Origin of the sequence: Streptomyces sp. NPDC001594 (genome assembly GCF_042893675.1) — a bacterium.
Lineage (GTDB): Bacteria > Actinomycetota > Actinomycetes > Streptomycetales > Streptomycetaceae > Streptomyces.
The window spans coordinates 144,415-159,196 of record NZ_JBIAVB010000004.1 but is presented as its reverse complement, the minus strand read 5'-3'; the positions used below and the strand labels follow the sequence as shown (position 1 = coordinate 159,196).

Below are 14,782 nucleotides of genomic sequence, written 5' to 3'. Positions count from 1 at the left end.
GTGGAGGCGAAGTCCGCCCCGCCGCCGCCTGCTCCTCCAGGTCCCCCCGGACGTAACCGGTCCTGTCCGTTCCGTTCCCCTGGCATGCCCGTGCCCCTCCCCCATGCGGTGGACCGTGATCGTAGAACGGGGGTTCGTGCGTGATCCAGGAGGAAGGCGGAAAGAAGCCGTCAAGATCCCGGGCTCGGGATCTTGACGGCTCAGGGTGGGCCGGCTGTTGCCAGGCCCCCGCTTACGCCGCCCGGTGGGCGGAGCCGGAGTGCTGTCCGGGTGGGGCCGAGGGGGCTGCGTGGGCGTGGACGGACGGGAGGAGCCAGGTGGCGACGAGGGCGGTCAGGAGGGCCGTCCACCACGCGATGCGGCCGCGCGTGGTGGAGGGGGCGGGCTGGCGCATCATGTCTTCTTCCGAGAGAAGCGGATGATGCGACAAGCTAGCGAAACGGCATCTTCCGGCCGGGCATGTCGGCCCGGGGCGTGTCGTCAGCGGTCCGGGTCGAGCAGGTGGTCGGCCTTGCCGGCCTTGATGTCCCGGATGAGCGCGGAGAGGGCCTCGCGGCTGTCGGCGAGGGGGCGGTCCTCCTGCCCGGCGACGGCGATGTAGCTGTTGCCGTCTGCGTCCACGCCGATCCGGTAGCAGTTGTTGCCCTCGCCGCAGTACGGAGCTTCCCAGCGGATGTCGGCCATCGTTCTCACAGCTCCTTGTGGATGCGGTGGATGAAGTCTCGGGAGGCGGAGGGATCGAGTGCCCTGGAGTCCATCCATTCCAGGTGGCTGCGGTATTTGGACAGCTGGTTCTCCGCGTCCATGAAGCTCGGCCCGTGAGCGGAGTCGAGCTGTGCGGTGTCCAACTGCGGAACGGGTCCCCCGGCGTACAGCAGGGCGTGTCCGGCCCCGGGGAAGATGCCTTCGGCGATGGGCAGCACCCGGATCACGACGTGGTCGGCGGTGCTTTGCTCGGCGAGGTACTTCAGCTGGTCGCGGGCTGCCTGCCGGCCGCCGAACTGCATGAGCAGGGCCGTCTCGTGCACGAATCCGGTGTAGGGCACGGGCTGGGCGCGCTGTAGGACACACCGGCGCTCCTGGCGGAGGGCGACGCGGAGTTCGACCTCCAGACGGGGCAGCTCCGGCAGGACCGCGCCGAAGATGGCCCGCGCGTACTCCTCGGTCTGGAGGAGTCCGGGGACGTGCACGGTCTGCACGGTGTGCAACCGCTGGGCGTGCCATTCGAGTTCGGCGATGTCGAGCAGGCCGGCCGACAGCTTGCCCCGGTACTGGTCCCACCATCCGCGCGTCCGGGGCTGGGCCATCGCGACCAGGGCCTCGACGTACGTGCCGTCCGTGCAGCCGTAGTGGGCGGCCAGGGTGCGCAGGCGCTCGGGGCTCAGGGTGCGGACGCCCGACTCGATGTTGGGGATCTTGCCCCGGTCGAGCCCGATCAGCCCGGCGGCGAACTCGGCTGTCACGCCTGCGTTCAGGCGCAATTTGCGCAGCTCGGCTCCGAGCCTCGCTTGTCGGTACGTCGGGGACGTCCTGGGTGGCATGAGGGCAGTCTGCATGGAACCACCCGTTGGGTCCAACAGTGGTGCGCACATCACCAAGCACGTGGCGCAGGCATCACTTAGCCCCTACATTGGGTGGCGCACCGCTCACGCAGGGGAGTCGAAGTGCATCGCCGCAGCACGCCTCGGCCTCGGCGACGGGCCACCTCCCCACCCCGCGTGAGCCATCCGTGCGCGTCGAGCTTCCTTCGCCAATACGCCGTCCCCCCAGACGACTTGGGAGCCGAACATGCTCACCCCCTTCCACGCGCCCTTCTTCGCCACCCCCACCGCCTGCCCGGTCGCCCCCGACCACCCGGCCCCGCCGGACGGGCTCTCGTGCAGCATGACGCTGCCCGCCTCCGCCCGCTCGGCCGGTATCGCCCGGCATGCCGTACGGGCCGCGCTGCACGCCTACGCGCTCGACCCCCTCGCGCCCACCACCGTGCAGGCCGCCTCCGAACTGATGGGCTCCGCCTGGCGGATGGACCCGGGCGGGGAGCTGTACCTGTCGCTCCGCCACCGTGACGACGCCCTGCGCCTGATCGTCTACGACGGCCACCCCACCCACGCCCACCCCCGCCTCGCCGCCCTCTGCGAAGCCCGCCGCCGGGCCACCCTCCGGGTCTTCTCGGCCCTCGTCCGGGACCACGGCGGCGACTGGGGAGTCGGGCCCTCACGTGAGCCCGGCGGCGGGACCCGCACCTGGGCCACGCTGCCCCTGTGAACCAGGGCGTCAGGCCTTGCGGGGCTGGTTGAAGCGGAGCATGTTGCCGGCCGGGTCGCGGAAGGCGCAGTCGCGCACCCCGTACGGCTGGTCCATCGGCTCCTGGAGGACGTCGGCGCCCGCCGCGCGGATCCGCTCGAAGGTGGCGTCGACGTCGTCCGTGGTGAAGATGACCCCGCGCAGCATGCCCTTGGCCATCAGCTCCGCGACGGCCTGGCGGTCGGCGGGGGTGGCGTTCGGGTCGGCGAGGGGGGGCTCCAGGACGATCTCCACGTCCGGCTGCGAGGGCGAGGCGACGGTCACCCAGCGCATGTTCTCGTACCCGACGTCGTTGCGGACCTCAAGGCCCAGGACGTCCCGGTAGAAGGGGATCGCCTTGTCGTGGTCGTCCACGGCGATGAAGCACTGCGAAAGCTTGATTCCCATGTCTCAGACGCTACGCGGGGCCGCCGGGTTTGGCTTCTCCGTTCCTGACCGGCCGGGTGTGGATCTTGACGATGCAGGCGGGGATGGCGGCGCTGTCGCCGTGGTCGCGGGCCCGGTAGGCGCTCGGGCTCTCGCCGACCAGCTCGGTGAATCGGGAGCTGAACGAGCCCAGCGACGTACAGCCGACCTCGAAGCAGACCTCCGTCACCGACAGGTCGCCGCGCCGCAGCAGGGCCTTGGCCCGTTCGATGCGGCGGGTCATGAGGTAGCCGTAGGGGGTCTCGCCGTAGGCGGCGCGGAAGCTGCGCTGGAAGTGGCCGACCGACATCAGGGCGATGCGCGCCAGCGCGGGGACGTCCAGCGGCTGGGCGTAGTCGCGGTCCATCGCGTCACGCGCCCGGCGGAGCCGGACGAGGTCCTCCAGGTTCATGACCCCCACCATCTCACAGGGCGAAATCGGCCTGCCGGAGTCGATCTTGGACGCTTAGGCTGCGCCGCATGCCGAAGCAGCCGCCGCAGCAGCCCGTGAAGCTCCTCGTCCTGATCGCCACCCTCCCCGGCCGCGGCCGGGAGCAGCGGGAGGCGTACGAGCGCCTCGCGCCGCTGGTCCGGGCGGAGGAGGGGTGCCTGCGCTACGACCTCCACGGGGTGGCGGACGACCCGGACCGCTTCGTCCTGGTCGAGGAGTGGACCTCGAAGGCCGCCCTGGCCGCCCATGACGCCACCCCCCACATGACCGAAGCCGACACCACCAGCCCCGCCTTCCGCGCGGGCCCGGCCCAGGTCCTGGAACTGACCACCGCCCCTCTGGGCTGAAGCCCCCTTGCCCGCCCGTTCGAACGTTCGACGGCGATCGCGCGCATATGATCAACGCCATCCGACATGGGGGGATCGGGATGGTGACCTACAACCAGATCATGACCACGAATTTCGGTCTGCTGGTGTCAGCGGCCGCCAAGTGGGAGGCGATGGCGGGTGAACTGCAGAAGGTCGAGAGCCGCTACGGCGAGACCGTGCAGACGATCACGATGGGTGACAACTGGTCGGGTGTCAGTGCCGGTGTCGCCCTGACGAAGTTCACCGCGACCCGCTACGAGTACTCCGCCGCGCAGAGCCAGGCCAAGGCTCTCGCGAGTCTGCTCCGCGGAGCGCACGAGCAGTTCACCGACCTCAAGGCCAAACTGGAGAGCGCCCGCAACGACGCGGTCGCCGCCGGGATGACCGTCTCCGGCGAGGGTCGCGTCGCCTTCGACCACGCCAGGCTCACCCCGGCCGAGCGCAGTGCCTACCAGCACGACCCGGACGGCCAGGCCACCGTCCGGAACGCGGTCGAGGCATGGCAGCAGCACATCGACGACCGGGTGAAAGCGGTGGCCGAGGCCGACGTGCACGTCAAGGACGCCCTCGAAGCCGCCGTCGTCGACAGCAACAGGGACGCCCTGGGCAGGGGCGCCGACGAGACCCTCACCGGCTTCAACAACTACGCCGAGGGTGACCTGGCCAAGGCGAAGAAGCACGAACCGGCCGACATCAAGACGCACCCCGACGCCTTCACCGTGACCGGACCCGACATCGGCTGGACCACCAGCGGCCTGAAGTACGGCAAGGAGGGGTCGTTCAAGGCGTACGCCGACCTCTTCCACGTGTCCGCTCAGGGGGAGGACCACTTCGGGGGGCTGAAGCTTTCCGGGGTGGAGGACGTCTACGGCGGCGCCAGGGTCACCGGGAACTACGGTCTGACGGACAAGGGCGCAGTTTCCAAGCTCGAGGCGTCGACCGGCCTGCGCTTCCTGCAGGAGGGCCGAGCCGAGTACGGCGCCCACAGTGGTTACGCGCGCCTGGAGGCGTTCGCCGGAGCAGAGGCCGCGAGCACTGCCCAGGCGGGTGAGAACGAGGTCGCCATCAAGGCGAAGAGGTTCGCCGGGGGCAAGATCACCGCCGCCGGGGGTGTGGAATCCGGTGGCCTGGGTGTCGGTCTGACGGGTGAGGGCTGGATCGGCAGAGGGACGGAGTGGTCCCTCGGCTGGAAGAAGGACGAGGGGACCGGCGCGTGGGATTTCGACGTCGCCGCCGGCGCGGCCGCGCCGTACGGAGGCAAGCTCGGGCTGGAGATCACGGTCGACCCGGGCAAGATCAAGAAGACGGCCACTGACGTGGCGCACGAGATAGGCAGCTGGTTCGACTGATGGACGTTTCCGTCGAAGGAGGATCCGTGATGCCCACGACACTGCCGGTGCCGGTCGAGTTCACCTTGCCGGCGGGCTGGCTGCCCACGGCCGCCCCGCCCGGTGTGGCCCACGCCGCGGTCCTTCCCGGGCCTGACGCGGGGTTCTCGGCGAACATCACCGTGGACGGCGGATTCCCCCGGGAAGAGGTGACGGCTACGGAGCTCGCGGATGCGTCGGCGGCGCGGATCCGGGAGTTCGCCCGAGAGGTGGCGGTGACCCACCGCAGCGAGTTCGGACCGGCCGACGCGCCGGCGCTGGCCCAGCGCATCACCTTCTCGGCCCTGGAGGGCGGGGCGCGCCGGGACTTCGTCCAGTCCCAGGTCTACCTGTTCCTGCCGGACGAGGAAGACCCGCGCAAGCGCGCGCTCGTACGGCTCGCCCTGACGGCCACCGCCGTCCAGTACGGCGAAGTCCTGGCAGACTTCCAGGACTTCGTGCGCACGGTGCGCACGGTGCGCACGCGGACCAGGGTGGAGGGCTGACGGTGGGGCGGCTGTGGGACAGGTTCATGGGGACGAAGCACCCCGCCGAAGGGGTCAGGCCCGTGCCCGCCGCCGAGTTGCGGGAGGCGCTGTTCGCGGTGGGTGGACCGGACGTCCCGTTCCGGATCCGGCAGGGCCTTCCCAAGGAGAAGGCCGACGTGGTGGCGGAACACCGCATCCCGGAGCTGGAGCTCACCGTCAAGGTGCGGATGCGGCTGCTTCCCGTGCGCCGTGAGGTGGAGGTGATCACGGAGCAGTGGGGGAGGGTGTCGTACGAGGGCGGGCGCATGCAGTACGCCCGTGGGGCGGGCACCAGGAGGGTCCGGCGCTGGCAGTTCCAGAAGGGCCCCGACGGGCGCCGGCGGATGGTCGAGACCTTCCGCTACGACTCCCGCGACATGACGGACCCCCTCCAGCGCACGGTCCTCGACGGGGGCTGGGTCTGGCGCCAGGTGATCTTCGGCAGCTGAGGGGCCTGCCCGTGTCCCGGTGGATGAACGCCTGCCTGAGTCCCGGCGCCGCTCAGGCCGTCTTCAGTGCCGTCGTGTCGATCTCGAAGTCGAAGGGCGCGGGCACGGACAGCGGATTGCCGAAGGAGACCGTCTTATGCGCCCTGTAGCCCTGGGGCGAGGGGTCGGAGAAGCAGGTGATCTCCTCGGCCTGCATGTCGACCACGAGGTACACGGGCACCAGCTCCCCGTAGACGCGCAGCTTTTCCTGCCAGTCCACGTCTTTGGTGGAACTGGATGTGAACTCGGCGACGAGGGACAGGTTCTCGGCGTCCCCGTGTCGTCCCTGCTCCTTGAAGACGGCCCTGTCGACGACGTAGACGTCCGGCCCGTAGGCGCGTCCGGCAGAGGGGAAGCTGAACAGGAACGGGGCGAAGGTCGCGACGTGCCCGTCCGGTGAGTGTGCCTTCAGCTGCTCCTGCAGGGACTCCATGGGCGGGAAGTAGGAGAACTTCGACCACGGCGTCATGACGATCTTCCCCCGGATGAGCTCGGCCTTGTAGCCGTCTGGCGTGTCCATTTCCTCAACCGTGCGCAGCATGTCCTCGACGGTCGGTCCCCCCTCGACGGTCTCTATGGGCCGGGATCGCTCGATCATGGTCGTCACCGTGGTCCTCCGGGCGGCGTCGCTGTCTCGTCACGCTGTGTGCCTTCCCCCAGGCTAGCGCCGCAGACCGACACCCGCCCCGGCTGCACGGCCGCTCACCCGTTCGGGGTGGGACGGGGGCTGGGTCTGGCGCCCGGTGGGCTTCGGCAGTTGAGCGGCCCGCCCCTTACCCCGTTGGACGTCGTGTCTGTTCTGCCCCCTCCTGCCCCGGTTCGGTAGCGTGGCACGCCGTACGCGCCCGACGATCAGGAGGGGCACGCCGGTGCCGGGTTCCAAGCGGAGGACACGGGCGGTGGTGCGGGGTGCCGAGGCGCTGGACGCGCGGCTGCCGCTGGGGGAGATCGCCAAGGGGGCGGTGCGGAAGGTCTTCCCCGACCACTGGTCGTTCCTGCTCGGCGAGCTCGCCCTCTACAGCTTCGTCGTCCTGCTGCTGACCGGGGTCTACCTGTCCTTCTTCTTCGACCCCTCCATGCGCGAGAGCGTCTACCACGGCTCGTACGGCCCGCTGCGCGGCGTGCGCATGTCGCAGGCCTACCTCTCCACCCTCCGCATCAGCTTCGACGTCCGGGGCGGGCTGCTGATCCGCCAGGTCCACCACTGGGCGGCGATCGTCTTCCTCGCCGCCATCGGCGCCCACCTGCTGCGCGTCTTCCTCACCGGCGCCTTCCGCCGCCCCCGCGAGGTCAACTGGACGATCGGCGTGACGCTGTTCGCGCTGGCCACGCTGGAGGGGTTCGCCGGCTACTCCCTCCCCGACGACCTGCTGTCGGGCACCGGGCTGCGCATCGCGCAGGGCATCGTGATGTCGGTGCCGGTGGTCGGTTCGTACCTGGCCTTCTTCGCCTTCGGCGGGGAGTTCCCCGGCCTCGACGTCATCCCCCGGCTCTACCCCGTGCACATCCTGCTGGTGCCCGGCCTGCTGCTCGCCCTGATCACCGTGCACCTGCTGCTCGTCGTCCACCTCAAGCACACCCACTGGCCGGGACCCGGCCGCACCGGCCGCAACGTCGTCGGCCTGCCCTTCTTCCCCCAGTACCTGGCCAAGTCGGGCGGGCTGTTCCTCCTGGTCTTCGGCCTGCTCTCCGCCCTCGCCGCCCTCGCCCAGATCAACCCCGTCTGGGTGTACGGGCCCTACCGCCCCGACCTGGTCTCCACCGGCTCCCAGCCCGACTGGTACATCGGCTTCCTGGAGGGCTCCCTGCGGCTGATGCCCGGCACCGAGACCCGGCTGTGGGGGCACACCGTGGTGTGGAACCCGTTCGTCGCGGCCGTCCTGCTGCCCGGCGCGTTCTTCACCGTGCTGTACGCCTATCCCTTCTTCGAGCGCTGGATCACGGGCGACACCGGCGAGCGGCACCTGTGCGACCGGCCCCGTGACCGGCCCGTCCGCACGGGGCTGGGCGCGGCGGCCCTCGCCTGGTATGCCGTGCTGCTGCTGGCCGGGGCCCAGGACGTCCTCGCGTTCGTCTTCGCCGTGCCCCTGCCGGAGCTGACCTGGACCCTGCGCGCCGCGTTCTTCGTCGTGCCGGCGGTGGTCTTCTGGCTCACCCGGCGGCTGTGCCTGGCCCTGCAGGACCACGAGCGGGAGCTGCTGGCCGGCGGGGAGGAGACGGGCCTGGTGCGCCAGGGCGTCGAGGGCGGCTTCCACCCCGAGCACCGGGCCCTGCCGGCCGGCGAGCGGTACAGGATGCTGGTGGGGGAGCAGCCGCGGCCGCTGGAGGACGACCACGACCCCACCCGCCCCCTGCCGCACCGGCTGCTGGGGCGGGCCCGGGCGGCCGTCAGCTCCTGGTACTACCGCGACCGGGTCCCGTACCCGGTGACGCCCGAGCAGCGCGTGGAGATCGCCGAGGCGACGGCCGGCCCGGACCGCCCGCCCGAGCGGTAGGCCCGGCCGGGCCCTACTCGGGGTGGTCGAGGTTCTGGAAGGCGAAGCCGAGGATCCCCGCCCCCAGGGCCCCGAAGCCGATCAGGAACAGCCACAACCCCTGCACCACCCCCAGCCCCGCCAGTGCCGCGCCGAGCGCGGTCAGGACGGGGTAGTAGCTGCGGTCGGGGAAGAAGGTCCGGCGGCCGGAGGCCTCCCGCACCTCGGCGTCGTCGCGGTCCTCGGGCCGCTCCCCGCCCCGCCGGTGCCGGCGCCACAGGAAGGCGGCGACCAGGGCCGACATCAGGAAGGACACGCACAGCGCGGAGCTGCCCGCCGGGTCGGTGGACAACCAGCGGTAGACGATGGCGGTGGCCCCGAAGAACAGGGCCGTTCCGGTGAACAGCCAGGCCTCAGCCTTCACGGGGCACCTCCGGGTGGTGCAGGTCGAAGGCCGGGGACTCCGAGCGGATCCGCGGCACGGCGTGGAAGTTGTGGCGGGGCGGCGGGCAGCTCGTCGCCCACTCCAGCGAGCGGCCCCAGCCCCAGGGGTCGTCGACCGCCACCCGCTCGCCCTCGCGCGCGGTCTTCCAGACGTTGTAGAGGAACGGCAGCGTGGACACTCCCAGCAGGAAGGCGCCGATCGAGGAGAGGGTGTTGAGGAGGGTGAACCCGTCCGACGCCAGGTAGTCGGCGTACCGGCGCGGCATGCCCTGCTCGCCCAGCCAGTGATGGACGAGGAAGGTCAGCTGGAAGCCGGGGAACAGGGTCCAGAAGTGCAGCCGGCCCAGCCGCTCGTCCAGCATCCGGCCGGTCAGCTTGGGCCACCAGAAGTAGAGCCCGCCGAAGGTGGCGAAGACGATCGTGCCGAAGAGGACGTAGTGGAGGTGGGCGACGACGAAATAGCTGTCGGTGAGGTGGAAGTCCAGCGGCGGCGAGGCGATCAGCACCCCGGTCAGCCCGCCCAGCAGGAAGGTGACGAGGAAGCCGACCGACCACAGCATCGGCGTCTCGAAGGAGAGCGAGCCGTGCCACATCGTGCCGATCCAGTTGAAGAACTTCACCCCCGTCGGCACGGCGATCAGGAAGGAGAGGAGGGAGAAGAACGGCAGCAGGACGGCGCCCGTCGCGAACATGTGGTGCGCCCACACGGTCGCGGACAGGCCGGTGATGGCGATGGTCGCCCCGATCAGGGACACGTAGCCGAACATGGGCTTGCGGCTGAAGACCGGGACGATCTCACTGACCACGCCGAAGAACGGCAGGGCCACGATGTAGACCTCCGGATGCCCGAAGAACCAGAACAGGTGCTGCCACAGCAGCGCGCCCCCGTTCGCCGCGTCGAAGACGTGCGCCCCGAACTTGCGGTCCGCCTCCAGGGCCAGCAGGGCGGCCGTGAACACGGGGAACGCCAGCAGTGCCAGGATCGACGTGAACAGCACGTTCCAGGTGAAGATCGGCATCCGGAACAGGGTCATGCCCGGCGCGCGCAGGCAGATGATCGTGGTGATGAAGTTGACCGCGCCGAGGATGGTGCTCAGACCCGCCACGGCCAGGCCCATCGCCCACAGGTCGGGGCCGGTGCCGGGGGAGTAGACGGCCCCGTTGAGCGGGGCGTACGCGAACCAGCCGAAGGCCGCCGCCCCGTCGGAGGTCAGGAACCCGGAGACCACCATCAGGCCGCCGAAGAGGTAGACCCAGTAGGTGAAGGCGTTCATCCGGGGGAAGGCCACGTCCGGCGCCCCGATCTGCAGCGGCATCACCGCGTTGGCGAAGCCGGTGAAGGTCGGCGTCGCGAACAGCAGCATCATGATCGTGGCGTGGACCGTGAACAGCTCGTTGTACTGCTGGTTCGACACGATCTGCAGCCCCGGCCGGGCCAGCTCCGCCCGCATCACCAGGGCGAGCACCCCGGCGAAGAGGAAGAAGCAGAAGGCCGTCACCAGGTAGAGGTTGCCGATCACCTTGTGGTCGGTGGTCGACAGCCAGCGCAGCACCGCCGCGCCCTGCCGGACCCGCCGTCCGGTCCGCGCCTCCGTCTCCGGCGGGGGTGAGGGGTCCAGCGCCGTCATCGGGTCCTCCAGGGAGCCTCGCAGCTTCCCGGCCCCGGGGCCCCGCGGCCCCGCAGCCGGGCGTGCACTCCCTTCGAGTACCGCCGACCCGCCCCGTCACCCGTCCGACGCGCCGGGGCCCGCCCCGGCCCGGCCCGCGTATCCCCCGCCCGGGGGAGCGGTCACCCTCCGCCGTGGGCGCGGGTGATGAGGTCGGTCGCGACCTCCAGGGCCGCCAGCCGGGTCGCCTCCGGGTCGGCCTCGTCCACGTGCTGGAGGAACATCATCCCCGCGTGCAGCGTGAACAGGGCGCTCACGCAGCGCACCTGGTCCGCCAGCGGCCCGTCCTCCGTGCGCAGCAGCTCGACCAGGGTGAAGATGCGCTTCTTGACGATCTCCCCGATGCTCAGCTCGCGCATCGTCGCCTGGTTCTCGTGCATGAACCGGTACAGCTGCGTGCCCGCGACCATGGCCTCGCTGTAGCGGCGCAGCATCTCGCGCTTGGTCTCCAGCGTCCGGGGCTGCTCCTGCGCCCATTCGATCAGCTCGTCGATGGGCCGCGTGCGGTCCTCGAAGACGCTGATGATGATGTCTTCCTTGGTCTTGAAGTGGTAGTAGAGGGCCGCCTTCGTGACCTCCAGCCGCTCCGCGATCTCGCGCAGCGAGGTCTTCTCGTACCCCTGCTCGGCGAACAGCTCCAGCGCGACGTCCTGGATGCGCTGACGCGTGTTCCCGCGCCTGGCCTGCGGTCCCGTGCCGCTGGAGCTGCTGGACATGTGTCTCCCCACGAACTTACTTGACGCCCGGCTAGTGACGGGTCTACCTTCCCCAGTGTAGTGAACTAGCCGGGCGGCAAGTAAGTGTCCGCGCAGGGGAATGAAGAGATCGGTGTCACGGGGAGTGGACATGAGCGACGCAGTGAAGCAGGCCGGACAGCCGGAGGAGGTGAAGCCGCGCAGCGTACGGGTCGTCCTGATGGCCCTGATGATCGCGATGTTGCTCGCGATGCTCGACAACATGATCATCGGTACCGCGATGCCGACCATCGTCGGCGAGCTCGGCGGCCTCGAACACCTCTCCTGGGTGGTCACCGCCTACACCCTGGCCACCGCCGCCTCCACCCCGATCTGGGGCAAGGTCGGCGACATGTACGGGCGCAAGGGCTCCTTCCTCACCTCGATCGTCATCTTCCTCATCGGCTCCGCCCTCAGCGGCATGGCCCAGGACATGGGCCAGCTCATCGGCTTCCGCGCCATCCAGGGCCTGGGCGCCGGCGGTCTGATGGTCGGTGTCATGGCGATCATCGGCGACCTGATCCCGCCCCGTGAGCGCGGCAAGTACCAGGGCATGATGGCCGGCGTGATGGCCCTCGCCATGATCGGCGGCCCGCTGGTCGGCGGCACCATCACCGACCACATGGGCTGGCGCTGGTCCTTCTACATCAACCTCCCCCTCGGCGCCGTCGCCCTCGCGATGGTCTCGGCGGTCCTGCACCTGCCCAAGAAGAAGGCCAACGGGAAGATCGACTACCTGGGCGCCGCCCTGCTGACCGTGGCCATCACCTCGACCGTCCTCGTGACCACCTGGGGCGGCACCGAGTACGCCTGGGGCTCCGGCGAGATCATCGGCCTGATCGTGGCCGGCGTCCTGGCCATCGCCGCCTTCGTCTACGCCGAGACCAAGGCCGCCGAGCCGGTCATGCCGCTGCACATCTTCCGCAGCCGCAACTTCACCCTGATGTCCGTCATCGGCTTCCTCGTCGGCTTCGCCATGTTCGGCGGCGTGCTCTACCTCCCGCTGTTCCAGCAGGCGGTCCAGGGCGCCTCGGCCACCAACTCCGGCCTGCTGCTCCTGCCGATGCTGCTCTCGATGATGGTCGTCTCGCTCGTCGTCGGCCGCATCACCACCAGCAGCGGCAAGTACAAGGTGTTCCCGATCGCCGGCGGCGCCCTCATGGTCGTCGGCCTGTTCCTGCTCGCGACCATGGACACCGGCACCACCCGCCTGGTCTCCGGCCTCTACATGGCCGTCCTCGGCGCCGGCCTCGGCTTCCTGATGCAGATCACGATGCTGGTCGCGCAGAACAGCGTGGAGATGAAGGACATGGGCGTCGCCTCCTCCTCCGCCACCCTCTTCCGCACCCTCGGCGGCTCCTTCGGCGTGGCCCTGATGGGCTCCCTGTTCACCTCCCGCGTCACGGACACCATGTCCGAGCGCCTCGGCCCGCAGGCCGCCAAGGCCTCCGGCTCCGCCCAGCTCGACGCGGCCAGCCTGGCCAAGCTGCCCGAGGCCGTCCGCGACGCCTACCAGCACGCGGTGGCCGCCGGCACGCACTCGGCGTTCCTGCTCGGCGCGGCCATCGCCGTACTCGGCTTCGTACTCGCCTGGTTCGTCAAGGAGGTCCCGCTGCGGGGCGCCGGACCGGCCCAGGCCGGCGGCGCGGGCGCCCAGGCCGCCGCCTCCCCGGCCGACTCGCTCGCGCACTGACGCGCGGCGGCACGCACCACACCGCACCACACCGCACCACCCGAGAGGCGGGTGGGGCCCGGGAAGTCCCGGGCCCCACCCGCCTCTTCGCGTGTCCCCGGGGGCCCGCGGGACGACCGTGACAACAGTGGCAATAAAGGACCAAAGTCCTGATTACCGGGAACTTATAGGGCAATTAAGGGGAACCTTCTCAGGTTCGAAGGCGTCCTGATCCACATGACGCGCACGCAGAAGCACAGCCCCCGAGCCCGGATAGCCGTCGCGGCCTCGGCCGCAGCCGTCGCCGCCACCGTCTGGGGGGTCACCACCCTGCTCCCCGCCGGAGCGGACCACTCCGCCCATGACGGTGCGTCAGCCTCCAGTGCCACCCCGGCGGACGGAAAACCGGGCGCAACCCCCGCCCCCTCCACCGCCGTGCCCGAGAGCATCGCGCACGCCTCGGAGGCCGGCGGTGACGCGGTAAACATCACCATTGACGACGGCCCCGACCCCCGCTGGACCCCCAAGGTCCTCGACGTCCTCGCCAAGTACGACGTGAAGGCCGTCTTCTGCATGATCGGCCCGCAGGCCCAGGCCCACCCCGACCTGGTCAAGCAGGTCGTCGCGGCCGGACACCGGCTCTGCGACCACACCATGGACCACGACACGACCATGGCCAAGAAGCCCGTCCCCTACCAGGAGGCGCAGATCCTCGACGCGAAGAAGCTGATCGAGGAGGCCGCGGGCGGCGCCGCCGAGGTCGAGTACTACCGCGCCCCCGGCGGGGCCTTCACCCCCGACAGCCGCCGCATCGCCGCGGCCGCCGGGATGCGCCCCCTCGGCTGGAACGTCGACACCAAGGACTTCGGCAAGCCCGGCACCGCCGCCATCGTCGCCAACGTCAAGCGCGAGATCGGCAACGGCCCCACCGTCCTCTTCCACGACGGCGGCGGCGACCGCAGCCAGACCGTCGCCGCCCTCGACCAGGTACTGGCCTGGCTCAAGGACGAGGGACGGCCGACCGGCTTCCCGGTCCGCACCGCCCCCTGACACGCCGTCTCCCCCGAACGGCTGCGGGTCCGCGCCCCGGCCCCGCCGCCGGTGTTCCCTGGTCGTGCACGAAGCCCCGTACGCACGAACCCGCCAGGAGACCCCCGTGATCCCCGTGCACCAGCTGAGCGACCCCGCCGTCCGCGCCTTCGTCACCGCCCTCAACGCCGGCGACCGGCAGGCCTTCGGGGCGGCCCTGGCGCCCGGCGCCACCATGTCCGACGACGGCAGCGACCGCGACGTGAACGACTGGGCCGACCGCGAGATCTTCTCCTCCAACGGCCACATGGACGTCGACTCCGAGTCCGACGGCGGCCGCTCCCTGGTCGCCGAGTACCGCAACGACACCTGGGGCGCCATGCGCACCGCCTGGCGGTTCAGCGTCGAGGACGGCCGCGTCAGCCGCTTCGAGACCGGCCAGGCCTGACCGGCGGCGGGCGCCCCCTACAGCCCCCGCGCCACCTGGAGCACCGCCGCCGTCAGCGGCCCGTTCTCCGGGGCCAGGCCGCCCGGGACCCGAAGCGGCGGCGCGTGTACCCGTACGCGATCCCCGTCACCGGGTCGGCGAACCCGTTGGCGCCCGCCGCGCCGCAGTGCCCGAAGGCCTCCGGCCCCACCGCGTGCTGCTTCTCGAAGCCCAGCCCGAAGTGGTCCGCCTCCGCGGCCACCGCGTCCTGGCCCGGCGTGTGCAGCCGCGCCACCTCGGCCGCCGTCTCCGGCGTCAGCAGCCCGGCCCGGCCCTCCAGGCCGCCGACCGCGGCATCCCCCGTCACCATCCGTAGATCATTTCGCTGTTCGCGCACAGACAAGCAGAAGCCGGTCGGTTCATAT

Annotated in this window: 19 protein-coding genes; 9 read left to right on the top strand and 10 right to left on the bottom strand. The window is 70.7% G+C overall.

Translation table 11 applies throughout. The features are described 5' to 3' along the window. Nucleotides 1–232: 232 nt before the first annotated feature. The 3 genes from ACFY0O_RS09640 to ACFY0O_RS09630 all read right to left on the bottom strand — a co-directional run bounded on the left by ACFY0O_RS09640 (nt 233) and on the right by ACFY0O_RS09630 (nt 1,541). The gene (locus tag ACFY0O_RS09640; RefSeq protein WP_388944902.1) at nt 233–397 is read right to left on the bottom strand and encodes a hypothetical protein; all 165 of its coding nucleotides are present in this window, start codon (nt 395–397) and stop codon (nt 233–235) included. 83 nt (nt 398–480) lie between these two features. Further along, a complete protein-coding gene (locus ACFY0O_RS09635; RefSeq protein WP_388944899.1) occupies nt 481–684 on the bottom strand; it encodes a hypothetical protein in 204 nt (67 codons plus the stop codon). Between the two features lie 5 nt (nt 685–689). Then, a complete protein-coding gene (locus tag ACFY0O_RS09630; RefSeq protein WP_388944896.1) occupies nt 690–1,541 on the bottom strand; it encodes a helix-turn-helix domain-containing protein in 852 nt (283 codons plus the stop codon). Between the two features lie 247 nt (nt 1,542–1,788). On the opposite strand from ACFY0O_RS09630, the gene ACFY0O_RS09625 reads away from it, so the two are divergent. Next, nucleotides 1,789–2,265, top strand: a complete 477-nt coding sequence (locus tag ACFY0O_RS09625; RefSeq protein WP_388944894.1) for an ATP-binding protein — start codon at nt 1,789–1,791, stop codon at nt 2,263–2,265. 9 nt (nt 2,266–2,274) lie between these two features. Here ACFY0O_RS09625 and ACFY0O_RS09620 read toward each other — a convergent pair whose 3' ends face one another. Both ACFY0O_RS09620 and ACFY0O_RS09615 read right to left on the bottom strand, forming a co-directional pair. Further along, a complete protein-coding gene (locus ACFY0O_RS09620; RefSeq protein ID WP_358895466.1) occupies nt 2,275–2,691 on the bottom strand; it encodes a VOC family protein in 417 nt (138 codons plus the stop codon). A gap of 10 nt (nt 2,692–2,701) precedes the next feature. Continuing rightward, nucleotides 2,702–3,121, bottom strand: coding sequence for a helix-turn-helix transcriptional regulator (locus ACFY0O_RS09615; RefSeq protein ID WP_388944891.1), 420 nt, complete (start codon nt 3,119–3,121; stop codon nt 2,702–2,704). Between the two features lie 68 nt (nt 3,122–3,189). Between ACFY0O_RS09615 and ACFY0O_RS09610 the strand changes: the two genes are divergently transcribed. The 4 genes from ACFY0O_RS09610 (at nt 3,190) to ACFY0O_RS09595 (ending at nt 5,871) form a co-directional block, all read left to right on the top strand. Further along, nucleotides 3,190–3,507: a putative quinol monooxygenase gene (locus ACFY0O_RS09610; protein WP_388944888.1), complete on the top strand. Its 318-nt coding sequence runs from the start codon at nt 3,190–3,192 to the stop codon at nt 3,505–3,507. Nucleotides 3,508–3,608: 101 nt separating this feature from the next. Further along, nucleotides 3,609–4,877, top strand: coding sequence for a hypothetical protein (locus tag ACFY0O_RS09605; protein WP_388944886.1), 1,269 nt, complete (start codon nt 3,609–3,611; stop codon nt 4,875–4,877). A 29-nt stretch (nt 4,878–4,906) separates the two neighbouring features. After that, nucleotides 4,907–5,401, top strand: coding sequence for a hypothetical protein (locus ACFY0O_RS09600; RefSeq protein ID WP_388944883.1), 495 nt, complete (start codon nt 4,907–4,909; stop codon nt 5,399–5,401). Between the two features lie 26 nt (nt 5,402–5,427). Continuing rightward, nucleotides 5,428–5,871, top strand: a complete 444-nt coding sequence (locus ACFY0O_RS09595; protein WP_388944880.1) for a hypothetical protein — start codon at nt 5,428–5,430, stop codon at nt 5,869–5,871. Between the two features lie 52 nt (nt 5,872–5,923). Here ACFY0O_RS09595 and ACFY0O_RS09590 read toward each other — a convergent pair whose 3' ends face one another. Next, a complete protein-coding gene (locus ACFY0O_RS09590; RefSeq protein WP_388944877.1) occupies nt 5,924–6,508 on the bottom strand; it encodes a Uma2 family endonuclease in 585 nt (194 codons plus the stop codon). 271 nt (nt 6,509–6,779) lie between these two features. Here ACFY0O_RS09590 and ACFY0O_RS09585 point away from each other — a divergent pair, with 271 nt between their 5' ends. After that, nucleotides 6,780–8,405: a cytochrome bc complex cytochrome b subunit gene (locus ACFY0O_RS09585; RefSeq protein ID WP_388944875.1), complete on the top strand. Its 1,626-nt coding sequence runs from the start codon at nt 6,780–6,782 to the stop codon at nt 8,403–8,405. A 13-nt stretch (nt 8,406–8,418) separates the two neighbouring features. On the opposite strand, the gene ACFY0O_RS09580 is transcribed toward ACFY0O_RS09585, so the two are convergent. The 3 genes from ACFY0O_RS09580 to ACFY0O_RS09570 all read right to left on the bottom strand — a co-directional run bounded on the left by ACFY0O_RS09580 (nt 8,419) and on the right by ACFY0O_RS09570 (nt 11,211). Then, a complete protein-coding gene (locus tag ACFY0O_RS09580) occupies nt 8,419–8,808 on the bottom strand; it encodes a cytochrome c oxidase subunit 4 (RefSeq protein ID WP_388944872.1) in 390 nt (129 codons plus the stop codon). Next, nucleotides 8,798–10,456 (bottom strand): cytochrome c oxidase subunit I, encoded by a 1,659-nt coding sequence (ctaD, locus tag ACFY0O_RS09575; RefSeq protein ID WP_388944870.1) that lies wholly within the window; start codon nt 10,454–10,456, stop codon nt 8,798–8,800. The genes ACFY0O_RS09580 and ctaD overlap by 11 nt, the downstream gene beginning before the upstream one ends. Nucleotides 10,457–10,617: 161 nt before the next feature. Continuing rightward, nucleotides 10,618–11,211, bottom strand: coding sequence for a TetR/AcrR family transcriptional regulator (locus ACFY0O_RS09570; protein WP_388944867.1), 594 nt, complete (start codon nt 11,209–11,211; stop codon nt 10,618–10,620). A 130-nt stretch (nt 11,212–11,341) separates the two neighbouring features. On the opposite strand from ACFY0O_RS09570, the gene ACFY0O_RS09565 reads away from it, so the two are divergent. The 3 genes from ACFY0O_RS09565 (at nt 11,342) to ACFY0O_RS09555 (ending at nt 14,378) form a co-directional block, all read left to right on the top strand. Further along, nucleotides 11,342–12,922 (top strand): MDR family MFS transporter, encoded by a 1,581-nt coding sequence (locus tag ACFY0O_RS09565; protein WP_388944865.1) that lies wholly within the window; start codon nt 11,342–11,344, stop codon nt 12,920–12,922. Nucleotides 12,923–13,138: 216 nt separating this feature from the next. Continuing rightward, complete coding sequence (locus tag ACFY0O_RS09560) at nt 13,139–13,951, top strand: polysaccharide deacetylase family protein (protein WP_388944862.1); 813 nt, start codon at nt 13,139–13,141, stop codon at nt 13,949–13,951. 106 nt (nt 13,952–14,057) lie between these two features. Beyond that, nucleotides 14,058–14,378: a nuclear transport factor 2 family protein gene (locus ACFY0O_RS09555; protein WP_388944860.1), complete on the top strand. Its 321-nt coding sequence runs from the start codon at nt 14,058–14,060 to the stop codon at nt 14,376–14,378. 52 nt (nt 14,379–14,430) lie between these two features. Here the strand turns inward: ACFY0O_RS09555 and ACFY0O_RS09550 are convergent, their stop codons facing one another. Beyond that, nucleotides 14,431–14,727, bottom strand: coding sequence for a hypothetical protein (locus tag ACFY0O_RS09550; RefSeq protein ID WP_388944857.1), 297 nt, complete (start codon nt 14,725–14,727; stop codon nt 14,431–14,433). Nucleotides 14,728–14,782 lie beyond the last annotated feature (55 nt).